19 protein-coding genes and 3 pseudogenes are annotated in these 17,986 nt (G+C 59.3%); 15 read left to right on the top strand and 7 right to left on the bottom strand.

What is annotated here, in order from left to right; genetic code table 11:
• The first annotated feature begins 349 nt into the window (after nucleotides 1-349).
• The 11 genes and pseudogenes from CAI21_RS12835 to CAI21_RS24915 all read left to right on the top strand — a co-directional run bounded on the left by CAI21_RS12835 (nucleotide 350) and on the right by CAI21_RS24915 (nucleotide 8,050).
• Nucleotides 350-1,153, top strand: a complete 804-nt coding sequence (locus CAI21_RS12835; protein WP_116302653.1) for a cysteine hydrolase family protein — start codon at nucleotides 350-352, stop codon at nucleotides 1,151-1,153.
• A gap of 151 nt (nucleotides 1,154-1,304) precedes the next feature.
• A pseudogene (locus CAI21_RS23925) lies at nucleotides 1,305-1,580 on the top strand (cupin domain-containing protein); the annotation flags it as partial.
• Nucleotides 1,577-3,199 (top strand): CocE/NonD family hydrolase, encoded by a 1,623-nt coding sequence (locus CAI21_RS12825; RefSeq protein WP_116302652.1) that lies wholly within the window; start codon nucleotides 1,577-1,579, stop codon nucleotides 3,197-3,199. The pseudogene CAI21_RS23925 and the gene CAI21_RS12825, both read left to right, overlap by 4 nt.
• 33 nt (nucleotides 3,200-3,232) lie before the next feature.
• Nucleotides 3,233-3,697: an ATP-binding cassette domain-containing protein gene (locus CAI21_RS23920; protein WP_220348174.1), complete on the top strand. Its 465-nt coding sequence runs from the start codon at nucleotides 3,233-3,235 to the stop codon at nucleotides 3,695-3,697.
• Nucleotides 3,694-4,107 (top strand): ABC transporter ATP-binding protein, encoded by a 414-nt coding sequence (locus CAI21_RS23915; protein WP_404840872.1) that lies wholly within the window; start codon nucleotides 3,694-3,696, stop codon nucleotides 4,105-4,107. Before CAI21_RS23920 ends, CAI21_RS23915 begins: the two co-directional genes overlap by 4 nt.
• Nucleotides 4,104-4,907: an ABC transporter permease gene (locus CAI21_RS12815; RefSeq protein ID WP_116302651.1), complete on the top strand. Its 804-nt coding sequence runs from the start codon at nucleotides 4,104-4,106 to the stop codon at nucleotides 4,905-4,907. The genes CAI21_RS23915 and CAI21_RS12815 overlap by 4 nt, the downstream gene beginning before the upstream one ends.
• Before the next feature lie 33 nt (nucleotides 4,908-4,940).
• Nucleotides 4,941-6,020, top strand: a complete 1,080-nt coding sequence (locus tag CAI21_RS12810; RefSeq protein WP_220348168.1) for an FAD-binding oxidoreductase — start codon at nucleotides 4,941-4,943, stop codon at nucleotides 6,018-6,020.
• Nucleotides 5,993-6,292 (top strand): hypothetical protein, encoded by a 300-nt coding sequence (locus tag CAI21_RS23910; RefSeq protein WP_220348165.1) that lies wholly within the window; start codon nucleotides 5,993-5,995, stop codon nucleotides 6,290-6,292. Before CAI21_RS12810 ends, CAI21_RS23910 begins: the two co-directional genes overlap by 28 nt.
• Nucleotides 6,289-7,098 carry a creatininase family protein gene (locus tag CAI21_RS12805; protein ID WP_116302650.1) on the top strand — a complete coding sequence of 270 codons (810 nt, stop codon included), beginning with the start codon at nucleotides 6,289-6,291 and terminating at the stop codon, nucleotides 7,096-7,098. Before CAI21_RS23910 ends, CAI21_RS12805 begins: the two co-directional genes overlap by 4 nt.
• 58 nt (nucleotides 7,099-7,156) lie before the next feature.
• Nucleotides 7,157-7,531, top strand: a pseudogene (locus tag CAI21_RS24920) (DMT family transporter); the annotation flags it as partial.
• 9 nt (nucleotides 7,532-7,540) lie between these two features.
• Nucleotides 7,541-8,050, top strand: a complete 510-nt coding sequence (locus tag CAI21_RS24915; RefSeq protein WP_258867987.1) for a DMT family transporter — start codon at nucleotides 7,541-7,543, stop codon at nucleotides 8,048-8,050.
• Nucleotides 8,051-8,106: 56 nt separating this feature from the next.
• On the opposite strand, the gene CAI21_RS12795 is transcribed toward CAI21_RS24915, so the two are convergent.
• The 3 genes and pseudogenes from CAI21_RS12795 to CAI21_RS12785 all read right to left on the bottom strand — a co-directional run bounded on the left by CAI21_RS12795 (nucleotide 8,107) and on the right by CAI21_RS12785 (nucleotide 12,199).
• Complete coding sequence (locus CAI21_RS12795) at nucleotides 8,107-9,738, bottom strand: methyl-accepting chemotaxis protein (protein ID WP_116302648.1); 1,632 nt, start codon at nucleotides 9,736-9,738, stop codon at nucleotides 8,107-8,109.
• Nucleotides 9,707-11,235: pseudogene (locus CAI21_RS25990) on the bottom strand (gamma-glutamyltransferase family protein). The gene CAI21_RS12795 and the pseudogene CAI21_RS25990 overlap by 32 nt, the downstream one beginning before the upstream one ends.
• A 133-nt stretch (nucleotides 11,236-11,368) precedes the next feature.
• On the bottom strand, nucleotides 11,369-12,199 hold the full coding sequence (locus CAI21_RS12785) for a sulfite exporter TauE/SafE family protein (protein WP_116302647.1): 831 nt from the start codon (nucleotides 12,197-12,199) through the stop codon (nucleotides 11,369-11,371).
• Nucleotides 12,200-12,607: 408 nt separating this feature from the next.
• On the opposite strand from CAI21_RS12785, the gene CAI21_RS12780 reads away from it, so the two are divergent.
• From CAI21_RS12780 to CAI21_RS12765, 4 genes are all read left to right on the top strand, one after another.
• Nucleotides 12,608-13,318, top strand: a complete 711-nt coding sequence (locus CAI21_RS12780) for an amidase family protein (RefSeq protein ID WP_181919635.1) — start codon at nucleotides 12,608-12,610, stop codon at nucleotides 13,316-13,318.
• A 97-nt stretch (nucleotides 13,319-13,415) separates the two neighbouring features.
• The gene (locus CAI21_RS12775) at nucleotides 13,416-13,793 is read left to right on the top strand and encodes an amidase family protein (RefSeq protein ID WP_181919411.1); all 378 of its coding nucleotides are present in this window, start codon (nucleotides 13,416-13,418) and stop codon (nucleotides 13,791-13,793) included.
• Nucleotides 13,790-14,185, top strand: coding sequence for an oxalurate catabolism protein HpxZ (gene hpxZ / locus CAI21_RS12770; RefSeq protein ID WP_116302644.1), 396 nt, complete (start codon nucleotides 13,790-13,792; stop codon nucleotides 14,183-14,185). The genes CAI21_RS12775 and hpxZ overlap by 4 nt, the downstream gene beginning before the upstream one ends.
• 10 nt (nucleotides 14,186-14,195) lie before the next feature.
• Nucleotides 14,196-14,756 (top strand): GntR family transcriptional regulator, encoded by a 561-nt coding sequence (locus tag CAI21_RS12765; RefSeq protein ID WP_220348160.1) that lies wholly within the window; start codon nucleotides 14,196-14,198, stop codon nucleotides 14,754-14,756.
• 122 nt (nucleotides 14,757-14,878) lie between these two features.
• On the opposite strand, the gene CAI21_RS12760 is transcribed toward CAI21_RS12765, so the two are convergent.
• The 4 genes from CAI21_RS12760 to CAI21_RS12745 are packed head-to-tail and all read right to left on the bottom strand — an operon-like array spanning nucleotide 14,879 to nucleotide 17,929.
• Nucleotides 14,879-15,343 carry a nucleoside deaminase gene (locus tag CAI21_RS12760; RefSeq protein ID WP_116302643.1) on the bottom strand — a complete coding sequence of 155 codons (465 nt, stop codon included), beginning with the start codon at nucleotides 15,341-15,343 and terminating at the stop codon, nucleotides 14,879-14,881.
• Nucleotides 15,343-16,185: an ABC transporter permease gene (locus CAI21_RS12755; RefSeq protein WP_116302642.1), complete on the bottom strand. Its 843-nt coding sequence runs from the start codon at nucleotides 16,183-16,185 to the stop codon at nucleotides 15,343-15,345. The genes CAI21_RS12760 and CAI21_RS12755 overlap by 1 nt, the downstream gene beginning before the upstream one ends.
• Nucleotides 16,130-16,918 (bottom strand): ABC transporter ATP-binding protein, encoded by a 789-nt coding sequence (locus CAI21_RS12750; RefSeq protein ID WP_116302641.1) that lies wholly within the window; start codon nucleotides 16,916-16,918, stop codon nucleotides 16,130-16,132. Before CAI21_RS12750 ends, CAI21_RS12755 begins: the two co-directional genes overlap by 56 nt.
• Before the next feature lie 15 nt (nucleotides 16,919-16,933).
• A complete protein-coding gene (locus tag CAI21_RS12745) occupies nucleotides 16,934-17,929 on the bottom strand; it encodes an ABC transporter substrate-binding protein (RefSeq protein ID WP_116302640.1) in 996 nt (331 codons plus the stop codon).
• Nucleotides 17,930-17,986 lie beyond the last annotated feature (57 nt).

Below are 17,986 nucleotides of genomic sequence, written 5' to 3'. Positions count from 1 at the left end.
GAGCCAAAAGGGACTCGCCCAGGAGGGCGAAACAGGCCGTTAGGCATCACCACAGGCAATAGCGACTAAGCGCAGACCCCAGACGCCCCGCAGGGGCGGAACCCCGCCTTCCAAATCAATCGCGCGAAGCGCACAACCATTAACCACCCAACCTAACCATCTATTCCTTCCTGGTGCACCACCAACCTAACCGCACAAACGCAGTGCAGTAATAACCCTCTTGTATACCGAAGTCGACCGCCCTGATAAGCCGCAGCACGCTTTATTCCTCGCTGTTGCATCGAGGCGCCTGTTCTGGCATGGAGAATGCATTGTTGTATACAGAATGATGTACAGGTGTGGAGATGATATGAGCAACGGGCATGATAAGGCTAACCAAGATTCTCTACCTTTAGGAAGTCGGGTAGGACAGCAATGGCTGGTCGATTCGGATGCCGCGGATCTCAGCCGTGTACCACGGCCGGTCCGGCGGCTGAAGCTTGCCGCGGAGCCAAAGTCTTTGTACTTGGATGCGAATAAATGCGCGCTCCTAATCGTCGATATGCAAAACGATTTCTGCACTCCCGGCGGATGGCTGGACCATATCGGTGTCGACGTTACGCCCGCGCAGCGTCCCATTCAACCGCTACAGAAATTACTGCCCGTGCTCCGGCGTGCGGCGGTGCCGGTTCTTTGGGTTAACTGGGGTAATCGTCCCGACCGGTTGAACCTAAGCCCTGCTTTGCAGCACGTCTACAAGCCGGATGCGAGTGCAGTCGGTTTGGGTGAGCCGCTGCCGAACAAGGCTTCCCGAGTCCTGGAGGAGGGTAGTTGGGGGGCCGCCATCGTCGACGAGCTGCTACCTGCCGCCTCCGATATTCATATTCGTAAGTACCGCATGAGTGGCTTCTGGGACACGGAGCTGGATTCGGTGCTTCGAAACCTTGGCGTGAGCAGCTGTCTAGTGGCCGGCGTTAATGCAGACCAATGCGTGCTGCATACCTTGGCCGACGCTAATTTTCTCGGCTACGACACCGTCCTGCTGGAAGACTGCACCGCGACAACCTCGCCCGCTTATTGCTGGGACGCGACGATTTATAACGCCCGCCAGATTTTCGGTTTCACCGCTTTATCCACCGATCTGATTCAAGCCATAGAGCAGTTGGAGGAATGATGCAGCCGTTCTTTAAACGTCCGGATCAATTCGAGGCATTTCGCATTAAAGCCGGCGAAAGCAATCGGCTGGTGATCGTGTTCGATTCCATACGCGAAAAGCTGGATTTTATTTGCTGCGTGGAGATTTTTGACGTCGATGGAAAACGCCGCCTAACAGCCATAAGGCAGCCGACGAGTTGTTCTTTGTGCTCGAAGGCGAGGGAAGGGCCCGCTGCGACGATAGCTGGGTGGAGCTACGTAAAGGGGATGCCATGGTCGTTCCGGCCGGGGCCGAACACGTCGTCGAAAACACAGGGCCTGGCCGGCTCTACACTCTCACCGTCATGGTGCCGGACGAGCAGTTTGCCGAACTTATCCGCAACGGGGTGCCGGATGAGCTGGATGCCGAGGACCTTCGCGTATTGCAGGGAGTTGCCGCGGCATGAGCTCTGAACAGTGTCAGCTCCGTGTGCTAAGTATGCAGACCCGCGATGGGGTGCGGCTGGATGCGGATGTGTATTACCCGGTCGGCGCAGGGCCGTTTCCGGTGTTACTCATGCGTCAGCCCTATGGGCGTCGCATCGCCTCGACGGTCACGTATGCGCATCCAAGCTGGTATGCGCGCCAGGGCTATATCGTGGTGATACAGGATGTCCGCGGCCGGGGTAGCTCCGAAGGCGAATTCGAGCCGTTCGTATACGAGGGCGACGACGGTTACGACACCTTAGAGTGGGTTTCTCGGCTGCCTGGCAGTTCCGGCCGGGTGGGCATGTACGGCTTTTCCTATCAGGGCGTCGCTCAGTTGTTTGCGGCCGCCAGCCGGCATCCTGCACTGGCGGCTATCTGCCCCGGTATGGCCGGCTTCGATTTGTACCGGGATTGGGCCTATGAAGGCGGCGCGTTCCGTCTCTACAACAGCCTCAGTTGGGCCGCTCAGCTTGGAGCGGAAACCGCGCGCCGCAACGGTGATCATGGTTTGTTTGCCGAGCGCTATCGCGTCGGCCATACTCCGAGCAGCGCCGAGCTCATCGACCCCGCCGGCTCCGTACGGGAGCTGTTGGCCGATACGTTTTATGCAGATTGGCTAAGTGCTAGCGCGGACAGCGACTATTGGCGCGCACGTTCGCCCGGCGCTCAACTCGATGACATCGATTTACCGGCACTGCATGTGGGAGGGTGGTTCGATAGCTTCCTCACCGGCACCCTGGCCGGCTACCGGCACTTCGCTAAAGGACAGTCGCCACAGCGTTTGTTGATTGGGCCTTGGACGCATTTGCCCTGGACGCCCGCCGTCGGCAGCGTCTGGTTAGGCGAGGCGGCACAGTCGCCGGTCGATGCCTTACAGCTGCGTTGGTTCGACTATTTCTTGAAGGACATCGATAACGGTGTGCTCGACGAGCCAATGGTCGCTTTGTATGACCTAGGGGCACGGGCGTGGCGTGACCTGACCGAATATCCCATGCCGGCGCCAAGCCGCTGGCACCTTGTCAGCAACGGGCGCGCAAACCTTGATCTGACGGCCGGCCGGTTGTGCGAGGCAGCACAGGCCGGTGGGGTCGACGTCATTGTCAATGACCCGTGGCGGCCGGTACCCGTCCGCGGCGGCCATCTGGCACCTGCCGCCGGTATTGAAGATCGTACCGACGTCGATGCTCGTCCCGACGTGTTGACGTACACCAGTGCACCCTTGGAATCCACCTTGCAGCTCGCCGGCCCGGTGGCGGCTGTTTTAGCCTGCGAGTCCGATCAAGACAGCTTCGACCTGTTCGCGGTGCTGAGCATCGTTGGCCGCGATGGGCGTGCGAGAAACCTCACCCAAGGGTACCTCCGAACCGAAGGGGCGGGGCAGCACCGGGTGGAGCTTCGCACGACTTGCGCACGCCTATATCCGGGGCAGAGTCTTCGTTTGAGTGTCTCCGGTTCTTGTTATCCCGCGTTCGCGCTTAACGACGGCAGCGGCCGAGAGCCGCTAGCGGTGCGAGCCGCGGACTATCGCATTAGCACCCTTCGGCTCGATTCAAACGCCTCATGGCTGGAACTTCCCCTGATCGAAGCAGGGGACTGAATGTGCCGTGGCCAACGTATAGGAGAGATGACCGTGCAAGACGCTAGCGCAAAGTCTGTGAGTAAGCCGCCGCTTCGTCCCGTTGCGTCCAACGTAGAGCCAGAGCTGGACTGGCGGCCGGGGCGACCGGTAGTAGAAGTCAACGCTGTCGACAAGGTCTATGGCAACGGCACTGTGGCTTTGAAAGGCGCCGATCTAACGGTTAAAGGCGGCGAGTTCGTCAGCCTGCTGGGCCCTTCGGGCTGCGGTAAAAGTACCTTGCTGCGCATCATGGCCGGCTTGGGCGGTATCAGTCGCGGCTCGGTACGGTGGTGGGAGCAGGACTACGGCGTGGTCGGCCAAAAGGGGCGTAAGCTCGCGTTTGTGTTCCAAAATGCCACCTTGATGCCGTGGGCGCGCGTCCGCAAAACGTGCGTCTACCACTGGACCTGGAGCGGGCAAAGACAGGGAGCGAGGCTGAAGCGGCCGTCGATCAAGCCCTGGCTATGGTGGGCTTGAATAAATTTGCCGATGCCTTTCCGCGCGAGCTCTCCGGCGGCATGCAGATGCGCGCTTCGATCGCGCGCGCCCTGGTGACGGAGCCGAACCTACTACTCATGGACGAGCCGTTTGGGGCGCTCGACGAGATGACCCGTAATAAGCTTAACGACGATGTGCTCCGCCTCTGGCAAGCGCGTAACTGGACCGTCGTTTTCGTTACTCACAGCGTCTACGAGGCTGTCTACCTCTCCAACCGTGTCGTGGTCATGGCCGCAAGGCCGGGCCGGATCGTCGAAGAAGTCAGCATCGACGCCCCGTATCCGCGAGGGCCTGAGTTCCGCGTTTCCACCGAGTTCGCCGATTACTGCCGGCGGGTTTCTCAAGCCCTGGAGCGTGCCAGCCAGATGGGCGAGGAGGTGCAGTCATGAGCCGCTATCTGATTCATAACGAACGCTTCGTGCAGATTGCCGCACCCTTGGCGGTGGGCCTGTTATTCCTGTTCCTATGGGAGGCGGTTGTGTGGGTTAACGACATGCCGCATTACATCCTGCCGGGGCCGACGGATGTGGTGAAAGCGCTGGTCAACGATTTTCCGGTGCTGTTCCGGGGTTTGCTGATGACGCTCAAGGTCACCTTGCTGGCCTTCCTCATTGCCGTCGTTCTGGGCGTGGCGACCTCGTTACTGTTCGTGCAGAGCAAATGGATCGAGGTCAGCCTGTTTCCCTATGCCGTCTTGATGCAGGTGACGCCCGTGGTGGCCATTGCGCCGCTGATTATCATTTGGGTGGACGATACCACTTGGGCATTAACGATCTGCGCCGTGATCATCGCGATCTTTCCCATTATTTCCAACACTACCCTGGGCTTGCGCAGTGTCGATCCGAATCTGCTCAGCATGTTTCAGATGTACCGTACCAGCCGTTGGCAACAACTGATTCGGCTGCGTATCCCCAGTGCCATGCCGTACTTCTTCGGCGGCTTACGGATCAGTAGCGGTTTGGCCCTGATCGGCGCGGTGGTAGCCGAGTTTGTCGCCGGCACCGGCGGTACCCGAGCGGGGCTGGCCTATCTCATCCTGCAGTCCGGCTACAACCTGCAAATTCCGCGCATGTTCGCTGCCTTGTTACTGATTACGCTGACCGGTATCGCCTTGTTCGCGCTGATGGTTTGGCTATCGGATCGGGTATTGCGCAATTGGCACGAGAGCGCCTTGAAGGTCGAACACTAAGGGATTATGCAAGCTTTCCCTGGGAGAAAAACGATGGTCGAAAAGCAACAGCTCGCGGCGCTTATCAGCGAATTGAGCGATTTAAGTTTAATTACCGATCCTGGACGTCTGGAACGGTTCTCGCGCGACTTCGCCTGGTTTAGCCCGATTCTTACCGAACAACTGGCCGATAAGCGGGCGGATCTTGTCGTGCGGCCGAACGACGAAACAGAGATCAAACGCGTCATCGCCGCCTGTCATCGTCACCGCGTTCCTTTGACCTTGCGCGGTAGCGGCACAGGTAATTACGGCCAGTGTACGCCGCTTGAAGGCGGAGTGGTCATGGATATGAGCGCACTGAACCAAGTGCGTTGGATCGAAGGCGGCGTGGCCCGGGTACAGGCCGGGACGCGCTTGGTCAATATCGACAAAGAGGCGCGCCCCAAGGGCTGGGAAATGCGCTTACTACCTTCGACTTACCGTTTGGCTACTGCCGGAGGGTTTTACTGCGGCGGTTTCGGCGGTGTCGGATCGATTACCTACGGTTCGATCGGCGATCCGGGTAACGTCCTCGGTGTGCGGGCGTTGAGTCTGGAGGCGGAACCGCGCGAGCTAGAGCTGCGCGGCCGCGAAGCGCTCGATCTGTATCATGCCTATGGCGTCAACGGCATTATCACCGAGATCGAGTTCGCTTTGGCGCCGGCTTATGACTGGCAAGAGGCCTTACTGACTTTCCCGGACTTCATGGAGGCTGTGAGATTTTGCCAGACGCTGGGGCGTGCCAGTGGCGTGATCAAGAAACTGTTGACGGTGTTGGCCGATCCGCTGCCGCAAATGTGCGGCTTGGAAGAGCAGGTTCCAGCCGGTCGTACAGCGGTGCTCTGTATCGTTGCCAAACCTTCGTTCGATGCTACACGCGAACTGTGCGAGCAGTACGGCGGCGCGATCGCCCTAACGCAGGAGCACGCGGATGTTTATGGGACGGCGCACAGTCTCATCGAACATGCCTGGAACCACACCACTTTACATATTTTTAAGCGGGATAAGGGAATTACTTACCTACAGAGCGGTTTCCGGCCGTGGGAGAACGTGGAAAAGTCGAGCAAATGTATCGTCACTTCGGCGATGAGGTGATGATGCACCTGGAGTTCTTGCGCGCCGACGGGGCCTTGACTTGCAGCGGCTTACAGGTAGTTCGCTACACCGATGAGCAGCGTTTGAACGCCATCATTCAATTCCATCGCGACCATGGTGTGCATATCGCCAACCCGCACGTCTACACGTTAGAAGAGGGCGGCAAGCTGGAAGTCGATCCTCGCCAGCTCGCTATGAAGCGGCGGCTCGACCCGGCAGGCCTACTCAACCCCGGTAAAATGCGCAGCTGGGAAGAGGAGGCGGTCGCATGAGTCGGTTGCACGGACCTGTTCCTCCCCAGCGCTTCTTACCCTACTTAACCGCACCGGAGATCGAGGCGCTCGCGGATAAGGAAAACACGTTGATTGTGCTGCCGGTCGGGGCGATCGAGCAACACGGTCCGCATTTGCCGATCTGTACCGATACCTCCATCGCGACGGAAGTGACGGCTCGTGCCCTGGGCCAACTCGACCCTGCCATACCGGCCTATGCCTTGCCGCCGGTATGGTGCGGCAAATCCAACGAGCATGCGCGATTTAGCGGCACCGTGATCTTGAGGGCGGAAACCCTTATGGCCGTGTTGCGAGATATTGCCGCCAGCGTTTATCGGATGGGGTTTCGCAAGTTGGTGCTGGTGAACGGCCACGGCGGGCAGCCGCAAGTGGTGGAAATCGTCGCCCGCGATCTGCGGGAAGCATATCCGGACTTTTGCCTGTTCCCTGTTTTTAGTTGGGCCGTGCCCAACTGTGCGAGCGAGTTTTTGTGCGAACGGGAGCGGGCAGAAGGTATTCACGCCGGGCGAGCCGAGACGAGCCTGATGATGGCACTAACGCCCGAGCAGGTACATCCGGAGCGGGCGGTGGCGGAATATCCGCCGTCGAGTGGCGGTTTATTAACGCCGGAGGGGCGTTTTCGCTTCGCTTGGTTAACGCACGACCTCAGCGCAAGCGGGGTGGTCGGCGACCCAAGCGGCGCAAGCCAAGCCGAAGGGCAAAAAATGCTCGACTCTTTAGTGTCGGGTTGGGTTGCTGCATTCGAGGAAATTTATCGGTTCCGCATGCCAAGACAGGCTGAGTGACAATGAGCGCGACAAGCACTATCGGTAGCCCGGCGTACTCGTTACGTACGGGCTATTTTTATTGGCGTGTACCGCGCTGATTTGGGGTATTAACTTTCCGATTCTTAAGCTGGGGCTCGAGTACAGTCCGCCGGCGCTTTATACCACCTTGAGAATGGCCCTGGGAATGCTGACGATGTTCGCCATCGCCGGGGCGCTGGGAAGGCTGCGGCTACCCGACCGGCGTGATCTGCCCGTTGTTGTTTCCGTCGGTTTGCTCCAGAACATGGGCTTTATCACTTTGGTGACGGTAGGGCTGCAATTTCTTCCGGCCGGGCGGGCTGCGATCTTAGCCTACACCTCGCCGATTTGGGTGGTGCCGGCGGCCGTTCTGATGCTGGGCGAGAAACTCAGCCTTGGCCGTGCTTTTGGAGTCGGCTTAGGTTTGTGCGGGCTTGCGGCCATGTTTAACCCGCTTTCTTTGGTTTGGAATGAGCCCGACACCTTGATTGGCGCCGGCTTGATTTTATTGGCGACTTTGGTTTGGACGCTCGGCTTGGTTCATGTACGACGTCACCATTGGCAGGGCGACGTGCTTTCCTTGATGCCATGGCAATTGCTCTGTTCGGTAGCGGTTATGCTGCCGATTGCATTAGCACTGGAAAGTCCGTCTGTTATTCGCTGGGAGAGCGGGTTTTTCTGGAATTTGCTACTAAGCGGTACGGCTGCTTCCGGATTGGCAGTGGCCGCTCAGGTCGCCGCCATGCGGGCACTGCCTGCAGTGAGCTTATCGTTGAGTTCGGCGGCTGTGCCGGCGGTAGGCGTGATGGCCTCGGTTTGGGTGCTGGCGGAGCGGCCGACGGTGGCGGATATCATTGGTTTTCTGTTGATTGCGGGAGGCATACTCACCGTGGCTTTAGCGGATCGAAGGGCAGTTGCATCGGCATCACCGGTACTGGATGAGCAGCAATGATAGGTGCCATGCCGGCAGCGGGGCTGCGGATACAGGCCCCGCTACCGGCAAGCCTTTTACGCCAACCGAAACGCCTTGATTTCGGTTTGCAGCTCGCCTGCCAAGCGCGCCAAACGCTCGCTGGATGCCACGGTTTTAGTAGCGCCAACTTCGTTTTGCTCGGCCACACGGCTGATATCGACGATGTTGCGGTTCATTTCTTCCGCCACCGCGTGTTGTTGCTCGGTAGCACTGGCGATATGCGTATTCATATCGCGAATGGTTGTTACCGCCTCGTGAATCGCTTTTAAGGCCATGTCGACGTCCTGCGCTTTCTCGACGGCTTCTTTGCCCCGCACTTCGCTATGTTCTATGGCTTGAACGATGTTACGCGTGCCGCTTTGTATGCGTTCGATCATATCCTGAATTTCTTCTGTGGAACGCTGTGTTTGCGAGGCTAGCGAGCGAACTTCGTCGGCCACGACGGCAAAGCCCCTGCCATGGGCCCCGGCGCGTGCCGCTTCGATAGCGGCGTTGAGTGCGAGTAGATTGGTTTGTTCCGCCACCGTGCGTATGACATCGAGAACGCCGCCGATAGCCTCGCTGTCCTTCTCCAAGGAATGGACGGCGCGCCCGGCATCGGCAATCTCGGCGGCCAGTTGCTGGATCGCCTCGGCGCTTGCTGCCACGACCGTTTGCCCGTTGCGGGCGGTGGTGTCGGCTTCCAGTGCCGCTTGTGCCGCAGCCGCCGTATTGTCGGCCACTTCGCTGACGGTCGCGCTCATTTCATTCATGGCAGTGGCGACTTCGGCGCTGCCGGCACGTTGCTGGCGGACACCTTGACCGCTTTGCTCAGCGATTGTCGCCAGTTGCTCGGCTGCGGTGGCGACATCGGCTATAGCGGTTGAGACATTATGCAGCATACGTCCTAGCTGATGCTGTAGGCTTTGCGCGGCTCCCGCTACCTTGCCAAGCTCATCGGTGGTGCCTTGCCGTACCGGCTCGCTAAAATCGCCTGCGGCCAGCCGCTCCAGGTCGTTAACGAGAATCCGGGTAGGCCGTAGAATGCCGCGCTGAATCAGCGCGTAAAACACGATAAAAGCGAACGCAATCGCTCCTGCGAGCCCGGCGAGACTAACGAGGATGGCGGTCTCTGCCGCTTGGCGAGTGTTGCCGGCCGTGGCCTGGGTGCGTGTGCTGAGATCGTTCACGGCTACCTGTAACAGCGCAAAGGCTTCATTTGCTAGCCCTGCGACTTGTTCGTCGATCATGCCCCCGGTCATTCGCCCGTGAGCCAGTGTGTCGAGCATGCTGATGTAAGCCTCGCTCATCCACCGGTGGCTGTTGCTAAAGCGTTCGACGCGGTCCTGTATTTCAGGGTCGTCGATACGTGCTTGCAGCGCTTCGAGCTGCTCGCGAATCTCGCTATCGATGGCAAGAAACTCTTCTCGGTAATGAGCGGAATTCCTTGTGTCGTCGAGCCGGAGTAGGAGGTTTTTCCAGCTTAAAACTTGCTCCGCGAAGCGGTTCTCCAGTTTCAGCAAGGTCGTTTCGTTAGCAACGTCTTCAGTGAGTAAGGTTTGATAGGCGACGATACCCTGCCAGCCTTGCCAAAGACCGAAGAGACTGGCCGCCAAGACCAGTGCCGTGCCCAGGCCGGAAATGGCGAAGAGTTTATTACGGATGCTGTTGCGAATAACGGTGATCATGATGCGTTGTTTCCTCAAACCGCGGCGTGCTGCCGTCGCTACGGGGATCGGCAGCACCTTCGATAACTCCGTTCGGGTGGCGGACCACCGCCCCGGCGTGGCCCATGGTGTCGCTAAATGCCTCCGGCAGGACTTCGATCTCGTGGCCGGCGGCGCGCAGTCGGTCAACCAGCACGGGGTCGAAGCGCGATTCCAGTTTCAAACTCGTGCTTGCCTCGCCCCAGGTGCGGCCAAGCAGCCACCGAGGTGCGGTGACCGCTGTCTGCAAAGCTTGGTTGAAGAGTCCATAACGGCTGAATACGGCGGCTTGCGTTTGCGGTTGGCCTTCTCCACCCATGGTGCCGTACACCATAGAACGGCCATCGTCGAAACGAGCCAGTGCCGGGTTGAGGGTGTGGAAGGGTTTGCGGCCGGGGCGCAGCGCGTGCAATGCGGAGGGGTCTAACGCGAAGCTAATGCCGCGGTTCTGCCAGAGGACGCCGGTGCTTGGCAAAACGATGCCGGCGCCGAATTCCCAATAAATGCTTTGGATAAAACTGGCGCAGTTGCCGTCGCGGTCGATGCAGCCCATCCATACCGTATCGCCCGGTAAGGCCGGCTGCGGCCAGGGGAGGGCGCGCGAGGATCGATGGCATTGGCACGAACGCTGAGCGCCTCGGGGGTTAAAAATGCGTTCGGGTCCACCACCATGTACGCCGGATCGGTGCAATAGCGATCTCGTACTAAGAACGCTTGCTTGGTCGATTCCACGAGACCGTGTAGATGCTCGAAACTCTCGGCTTGTTTACAGCCCAGACGATCGAAAATCCCGAGAATCATCAGCGAGGCTAAGCCTTGCGTCGGCGGCGGTTGGTTGAATACCGTGCTGTTGCGAAGCCGTACCGACAGCGGCGTCACCACGCTTGCGCGAAAAGCGGCTAGATCTTCGCGCCGTAGCGGACTGCCGAGCCGTTCCAGGTCTTCGGCCATGGCGGTTGCGATCTCGCCCCGATAGAAGTCTTCCAGGCCGGCCTGCGCGAGCTGTTTGAGCGTGTCCGCAAGGCGGCTTTGTTTAAGTACGGCGCCTTCCTCCGGCGCTTTGCCGTCGACCAAGAAGGTTTCGGCAAAGCCAGGTACGCCTGAAAGTTCCGGTAGTTTTGCCGCCGTTAGCCGGTGTTGACTGGGCGTGACCGGCACGCCATCGCGGGCGTGGCGTTCAGCATCCTCTAATAATCGGTGCAACGGTAAACGGCCGCCCCAGCGGCGCCCGATTTCTAAAGCGGTCTGCCAGCCGCCAATGGTCCCTGCGGTCGTTAACGCGGCCAACGCTCCGCGAGCGGGAATACGGTGGTGACCGTGGCCACGGTAAAACTCGGGGCTGGCAGCCGCCGCGGCCGGACCACAGGCTTCGATGGCTTGCGGTGTGCTGCCCGGCGAGCTTAGCAACCAGAAACCGTCGCCGCCGATAGCGTTCATATGCGGGTAGACAACGGCGATCGCGGCCGCCGCGGCCAGCATGGCTTCGGCCGCATTGCCGCCTTCGCGTAGCACATCGCGACCGGCTTGAGCCGCTAAGTGATGAGGCGCGACGAACATGCCGCCCAGAGCGCGCTTGGTGATCAGCATGAGTATTCCTTCTTACTTTTTGGAGTCAAAACAAGCCGTAAAACATGCGTAATGCGGTCAAAAACAGAAATAGGGCGAACACTTGGCGGAGTCGGTCGGCGTTGATGGCGTGAGCTAAGCGTGCGCCATAGGGCGCCATCGCAAGCGTCATGGGTACGATCAAGGCAAAGCCGAGCAGGTTGACATAGCCTAGGCTGCCCGGCGGCAAGCCGGTAGCTTGCAGGCCATGCAATAAAAAGGCGATCGCGCCGGGAATGCTGATAAGCAGGCCGATGGCAGAGGCAGTGCCGACTGCGCGGTGGATCGGATAGTTAAAGGCATTGAGTATGGGCACGGTCAAGGTTCCGCCGCCGATGCCCATGAGCGTTGAAAAGCCGCCGATCACGGTGCCGATAGCGGCTTTGAAAGGGCCGCCGGGTAACCCCTCGCGGAAGCGTTTGCTCGGCTTGAACGCCATATTGAGCGCGACCAGCAAGGCAATGACGGCGAAGATCGCCGTGAGCGTGGTGCCCCGCAGGTAACCGCTGAGCAGACTGCCGATGAGTACGCCGAACAATAAAGCCGGGCCAAGGCTATATAACAATTCTTTGTCGAGGCCGCCGCGCTTGGCGTGCGAGCGGGCCGCCATGATGGATGTGGGAACGATCGTGGCGAGCGAGGTCCCGACCGCGACATGCATTTTTACGCTTTCGTCGATTCCGAGCAGGGTAAACAAGTGGTAAAGCACGGGGACGATGACAATGCCGCCGCCTACACCGAGCAGACCGGCCAGCACGCCGGCTACAGCGCCGGTGACGAGTAAGGCTGCCATCAAGCCGAGCAACCAGCTCAGGCTATATTGGTCGAGAATTTCCAAAGCTCACCGTCCTCTATAGCGTTCAGCTAAACCATATCCATTGCACCACGAGCAACTAGCATGCCACTTGTTGTATACAATAATAAAAGAATCTTACGTTTCTTCTTCTATCCCTTGATGTGCCTGTCGAAAAAGGGGGTGGGGCGGCTTGGGAGGTGGCTTGTAAGACTCTGCGGCCGTTTTTAGTAGTCGGTTGTTGGTTCTGTTGTGCACTGTCAATGTATACATTTTTCCGCGTTTGCACTGCGAAGGTGCATGTGGTCGGTCCTTTGCTGCGGGTTACCGTCCCGGCGTAAGTGTATGCGCTACTAAGTTTTTCGGTTCCTCTTCGAGCGACCCGGGCGACTGCCCATAAGGTTGGCGCGGTGCTTGCAGCATCCGTGAAAAACCTATTGGTTAGGAATGCTCATGCGCTTAGAAAACGGCTTTCTCGATCTCGACCCTCTACATCTACCGGCGACGGGAAGCGGTCCGCTCTCCGGGCTTCGCTTCGCGGTAAAAGACGTTATTGACGTTGCCGGAACGGTGACGGGCTTAGGGCACCCGCTATGGCGTTCCACTCATGCGCCGGCCGCGAGCAATGCCGATTGTGTCGTCCGGTTGTTGGCAGCCGGCGCAGAGCTTATTGGAAAAACCCATACTGACGAATTGACCTACAGCCTCAGCGGGCAGAATGCCCACTACGGTATGCCGCCGAATCCGGCGGTACCGAATGCCGTGCCCGGGGGTTCGTCCAGCGGCTCCGCGTCGGTGACGGCTGCGGGTTTGGTGGATTTCGCCATCGGCACCGATACCGGCGGTTCGGTGCGTGTCCCGGCCAGCTTCTGCGGCATCTACGGCCTTCGACCAACTCACGGGGCGGTCGATAACCGCGGAGTAGCGCAGCTTGCCCATAGTTTTGACACTGTCGGTTGGTTTGCGCGCGATGCGCGGATTCTGCGCGCTGTGGGACACGTGCTACTGCCGCCAAGCCATGGTCTCCGATTGCAACGGGTTCGCATGATTCGGGAGGCCTCGATTGTCGTCGCGCCGGAGCTGAGTGTGCAAGCGGAGCAATGGCTCGCCACCCCCGGCTTTCCCTTAATTTGCGAAAAACAGCAGCCTCCGTGGGGCTTTTGAAGTCGTTCTTTGACGCCTTCCGGCCGCTACAAGCGTTCGAGGCGTGGGCTTATTTCGGCGACTGGATACAGACCTACCAAGCTAAATTGGCCCCGGCGTGCGGGAGCGATTTGCCGCCGCGGCCGAGGTGCTGCCAACGCAAGCCGAGGCGGCGCGCAAGGCTTGTGCCAAGTTGCGCTCTCAGGTCCGCGCCGTGGTAGGGAGCGATACCGTGCTTTGCCTACCGACAACGCCCGCTGCCGCTCCGGCTATCGACGCGACGGAGGAAGAGGTGGAAGCGATTCGATTCCGGATGTTGTGTATGACCGCGATTGCCGGCGTTAGCGGGTTACCGCAAGTGAGCTTGCCGTTGCTGCGCACGAGCGCCGGTAATCCGGTTGGGTTGTCCTTTATCGGCCCGCCGAACAGCGATCGCGAACTATTAGCGCTCGCCGAGCAGATCGCCGCCATTGCGGCTAACCAGGAAGCGTTATGACTGTGACAATGCAAGATATCAATTTGCCCGCCGTCGTTGCCGAGGTCGCCGCAGCATTTGCGCAGTATGAGGAGGCTTTGGTCAGCAACGATGTGGACGTGCTCGATGCTTTGTTCTGGCGCGACGAGCGGACGGTGCGCTATGGGGTGGGGGAGAACCTTTATGGTTTTGCGGCCATTGCCGCTTTTCGTGCGGGGCGCCCGGCTAGCGGTTTGGCGCGTAGCTTAAGGAATACCGTGATCACCACGTTCGGTACCGATTACGCCACGGTATGGACTGAGTTTAGCCGACCTGGCGTTACCCGCGTCGGACGGCAAAGCCAGTGCTGGGCAAGGATGCAAGAGGGCTGGCGCATCGTCGCCGCTCATGTTTCGTTGATGGAGCAACAGTGAGGGTATCGCCATGAGTACAGGTTTGCGCCCGCTGGCGGAAGAAGTTCGGGAAGTACTATCGGACGAGGTGTTAACCGGACAGTTACCGCCCGGTTCACGGCTGGACGAAACGGTGCTAACCGAACGCTTCGGGGTTTCCCGCACCCCGGTGCGGGAGGCGTTGCGGCAGATGGCGTCGGCCGGCCTAGTCGAACACCGCCATCGCCGTGGCGTGTTCGTGGTCCAGGTTCCGCAACAGCGCTTAGCGGAGATGTTCGAGTACGCGGCGGAAATGGAGGCTGCCTGCACTTTCCTCGCGGCCATGAGAATGATGCCCGACGAGCGCGAGGCATTATTATCGGTTCATTTGGCCAGTTACGAGTGCGTTCGCGACGGCGACATCAACGGTTATGACTGCGCTAATCGGAACCTGCACGAGACGATTTTTCGCGGTTGCCATAACCGTTACTTGTTTGAAGCCGCCTTATCGGCGCGCTCCAAAGTGACGGCCTATCGACGGGTACAATTTCATGTGAACGAGCGCCCGAGCGATTCTTTTTCGAGCATGATCAGATTGTTAAAGCTATCTTGAAAGGTGCCGGCGACGAGGCTGCACGCTTGATCCGGCAGCACGTACGCGCCTCGTACCGAACCTCGCAGCGCTACTTGGACGATATAGCGACCGGTGTTTACGCTAAGTGAACATCGCTCGCTTTACCAGACGTTTTCATGTAGCGCGGCGGCTTCGTCCTCAAGTAGCGGGCCGATAACCTCTACCGTTCGTTGGCCGGCAGAGAATACCGCCCGGCATGGAAGATCCAGTGTCGGGTTTTCCGGGTGGTTGCCGGTGATCGTCTTTAGGCGGCGTTCGGAAAGGCCGAATACGACCCGCCCTAGCCCGGCCCAATAGGCCGCGCCGGCACACATTGCGCAGGGTTCTGCCGAGGTGTACAACGTGCAGTCGGCTAAGTAATCCGGCCGATACAGGCGAGAGGCTGTCGTCATCAGAACGCGTTCTGCATGGCCTGTCATGTCGCGATCCGGCAGGTAAGCGTTCTCTTGCTCTAATAGCACTTCCCCTGCGGGGCCTACCAATATTGCGCCAAAAGGATGAGCGCCTCGCCGCCGCGCCCGTGCAGCGACGGCGAAGGCGAGTCGTAAATAGTGTTCGTGATTCATCAACGGCTTTCCTTCGGCAGGCTCCAAGGAAAGAGCCAGCGCTGCACCAGAGCAATAACTTGGAAAAGAAGCAGGCTTAGCGTAACCAAGACGATAAGCGCTGCGAAGGCCTGCGGGATTCTTAGGAAGGAGGTGGAAAAGGCGATAAAGAAACCTAACCCTTTCTCGGCGGCGACGAACTCCGCTACCACGGCCCCGATAATGGCGAGCGTGATTGAAATACGTAGCGCCGAGAAGATATAGGGCACCGCAAACGGCAACTGGATATTGCGAATTTCTCGAGCCTTACTAGCGCCCAGCGAACGGGATAGCTCTTTGAGCTCCTCCGGCGTCGACATCAGGCCTGTCACCGTAGACACCACGATAGGAAAGAAGGTGATCAGGAAAGTGATGAAGATCCGCGGCATCTCACCGGCACCCATTAATACGACGATGATGGGCGCGACGCCGACAATAGGGGTGGATTGAATGACCACCAGCATCGGATACAACGTACGCGACATCAGGCGGGAGTTGGCGAGCAAAACCGCTAACGGTATCGCGATGATAATGGCCAATGCATAGCCGCCTAAGCTGACGCGTAGGGTGGCCCAGGTGTGAGTGAGCCAGATTCCCGGATCGAGGGCAAAAGCCGAAGTAACGATGGCGCTAGGGCTGGGTAGTAGATAATTCGGCAGCGCAAACACGCGACAGATAAGTTCCCATACCCCGATGACGGCAAGAGCCGCTAACACAGGCGCTAGGCGGTCGAGCCAAGCCAACACCAACAGCTTGCGCTTGGTTAACTCAGGCTGCAACGGGGCGGCTGAAGACCTGGCTGCGGATGTGGTTTGCGAGTTCATTGAAGCGTTTCTCCGAAAGCGTGTCCAATGTACGGGGGCGCGGTAGGCCGACATCAATGATCTCCCGGACGGCGCCGGGGCGGGCCGACATCACCAAAATGCGGTCGGCCAGTAGCAGGGCTTCAGGAATCGAGTGGGTGATGAATAGCACCGTCTTCGGCTTCTCGGTCCAGATGCGGAGCAGCTCGAAACTCATTTCGTCGCGTGTCAGTGCATCGAGTGCCGAAAACGGTTCGTCCATTAACAGAATGTCCGGATCGTGCAACAGCGCGCGCGCGATGCCCACGCGCTGTTGCATGCCGCCGGAAAGTTCGTCCGGACGTTTGGCGGCAAACTCTTCCAGCCGGGTTAACGCGAGTAGCTCCCTCGCGCGCTCGGTTTCCTGCGCGGTTACTCGGCCGTACTTATGCCGCATCGGGAATGTTACGTTGTCCAGTATGTTGAGCCAGGGCAGGAGGGTGGGGCGCTGAAACACGATCCCAATCTCCTCCCGCGGCTCGGTAACCGGTAAACCGTAGATCTGCACGCTGCCGCGGGTCGGTCGCACGAGTCCGGCGATGATCCGCAGCAGGGTGGATTTTCCGCAACCGGAAGGCCCGATAACGGCCACGAACTCATGCCGGGCGATGGAGAAATTGACGTTAGCCAGCGCCTGCACCGCCGTGCCGTCCGAGGACATAAACACTTGCTCGACGTCTTGAAAGCGGATAGTGGCGTCCGGTGTGAGCATCATGGCCTCCTAGGCGTCTTAGTCGGCAATAAAGCGGGTGTCGATGGCACTCGTAGGGTCGAGAGCGTCCAGCGCTAGCTCCTGCGAGCGGGCAACCCATTCCCAGGTCTTTGCCAGTAGCTCTGGTTCAAACGTACCGATTCCGTTGGCATCGCTAATGTCGTTAACGATAAGGGGAATCGATGCTTCGAACTCGGCGGCCGCGAGCTCTACATCCATCTCCGGTACATGCGCTTTGAGCGCTTCGGCGGCCAAGCGCGGGTTTTCGACCGCCAGCGCCAGGGCGCGGCTATAAGCGCGGGTGGCTCGCTCGACCAAGTCCGGGTTGCGCTGGATCAAACGGTCGGATGCAAGTACCGACAGGCCATAACCGTCCAGGCCGTAGTCGGACCACAGAATGACTTCCACGTCCTTGCCGGCTTCCTGCATGACCTCGGCGAAGCTGGGGATTTTGGTGATCCAATTAATGGTGCCGTCGACTCGGCCGGCGGCCAGCATCGGCCCCAAGGCGCCCGGGTCCATCCTCACCAGGTTGACCGAATCGGGATCGATATCGTTGCTGCGCAACAGAATCGGCCAGATGACGTTGGAGGCCGAGAACGTAGCGGTACCCAACGTCTTGCCTTCGACATCGGCCAGGGACCGAATCGGTGAACCCTCGGGAAGAATGAGAAGGTCCGGCTGCATGCTGTAGATGGACATGACGGCGCTCACGTTAATGGTTTGCTCCGCCTTGGCCTGTAGTAGAGCCGGCAGTCCGCCGGTACCCATGTCCGCGGCACCGGCGGCAAGCCGGGTGACGACTTCGGACGAGCCGCGGCCATTGATAATTTCTACCTCGATACCTTCTTCGGCAAAGAACCCCTGCTCGACGCCGAGGTAAATGGCGGCCTTGTCGCCGCTCGGCAGCCAGTCGTTCATCCAACGGATTTTGTCGGCGGCGAAGGCAGCCGTCGTGGAGGCGGCGAGCAGCCCCAGGGCGAATAGGCTGTGTTTAAAGAGTCGCAAGGCCATCGTAGTTGCTCCTTAGCTCATTAGAGGTACCTCGAAAGAGGTAGATTGGATAAGGCT

The sequence above is a fragment of the Alkalilimnicola ehrlichii genome (genome assembly GCF_003399765.1).
Taxonomy (GTDB): Bacteria; Pseudomonadota; Gammaproteobacteria; order Nitrococcales; family AK92; genus AK92.
Note: the sequence above shows the minus strand (reverse complement) of the source record. Positions and strands in the feature narration are given on the sequence as shown.

What these genes read in the sequence shown, in the direction of transcription:
- CAI21_RS12780 (WP_181919635.1), top strand. Translation starts at nt 12,608, where the DNA reads ATGCGCTTAGAAAACGGCTTTCTCGATCTCGACCCTCTACATCTACCG.
- CAI21_RS12810 (WP_220348168.1), top strand. Translation starts at nt 4,941, where the DNA reads ATGGTCGAAAAGCAACAGCTCGCGGCGCTTATCAGCGAATTGAGCGAT.
- CAI21_RS12760 (WP_116302643.1), bottom strand. Translation starts at nt 15,343, where the DNA reads ATGAATCACGAACACTATTTACGACTCGCCTTCGCCGTCGCTGCACGG.
- CAI21_RS12825 (WP_116302652.1), top strand. Translation starts at nt 1,577, where the DNA reads ATGAGCTCTGAACAGTGTCAGCTCCGTGTGCTAAGTATGCAGACCCGC.
- CAI21_RS12815 (WP_116302651.1), top strand. Translation starts at nt 4,104, where the DNA reads ATGAGCCGCTATCTGATTCATAACGAACGCTTCGTGCAGATTGCCGCA.
- CAI21_RS12835 (WP_116302653.1), top strand. Translation starts at nt 350, where the DNA reads ATGAGCAACGGGCATGATAAGGCTAACCAAGATTCTCTACCTTTAGGA.
- CAI21_RS12755 (WP_116302642.1), bottom strand. Translation starts at nt 16,185, where the DNA reads ATGAACTCGCAAACCACATCCGCAGCCAGGTCTTCAGCCGCCCCGTTG.
- CAI21_RS12745 (WP_116302640.1), bottom strand. Translation starts at nt 17,929, where the DNA reads ATGGCCTTGCGACTCTTTAAACACAGCCTATTCGCCCTGGGGCTGCTC.
- CAI21_RS24915 (WP_258867987.1), top strand. Translation starts at nt 7,541, where the DNA reads ATGTTTAACCCGCTTTCTTTGGTTTGGAATGAGCCCGACACCTTGATT.
- CAI21_RS12805 (WP_116302650.1), top strand. Translation starts at nt 6,289, where the DNA reads ATGAGTCGGTTGCACGGACCTGTTCCTCCCCAGCGCTTCTTACCCTAC.
- CAI21_RS12750 (WP_116302641.1), bottom strand. Translation starts at nt 16,918, where the DNA reads ATGATGCTCACACCGGACGCCACTATCCGCTTTCAAGACGTCGAGCAA.
- CAI21_RS12795 (WP_116302648.1), bottom strand. Translation starts at nt 9,738, where the DNA reads ATGATCACCGTTATTCGCAACAGCATCCGTAATAAACTCTTCGCCATT.
- CAI21_RS23910 (WP_220348165.1), top strand. Translation starts at nt 5,993, where the DNA reads ATGTATCGTCACTTCGGCGATGAGGTGATGATGCACCTGGAGTTCTTG.
- hpxZ (WP_116302644.1), top strand. Translation starts at nt 13,790, where the DNA reads ATGACTGTGACAATGCAAGATATCAATTTGCCCGCCGTCGTTGCCGAG.
- CAI21_RS12765 (WP_220348160.1), top strand. Translation starts at nt 14,196, where the DNA reads ATGAGTACAGGTTTGCGCCCGCTGGCGGAAGAAGTTCGGGAAGTACTA.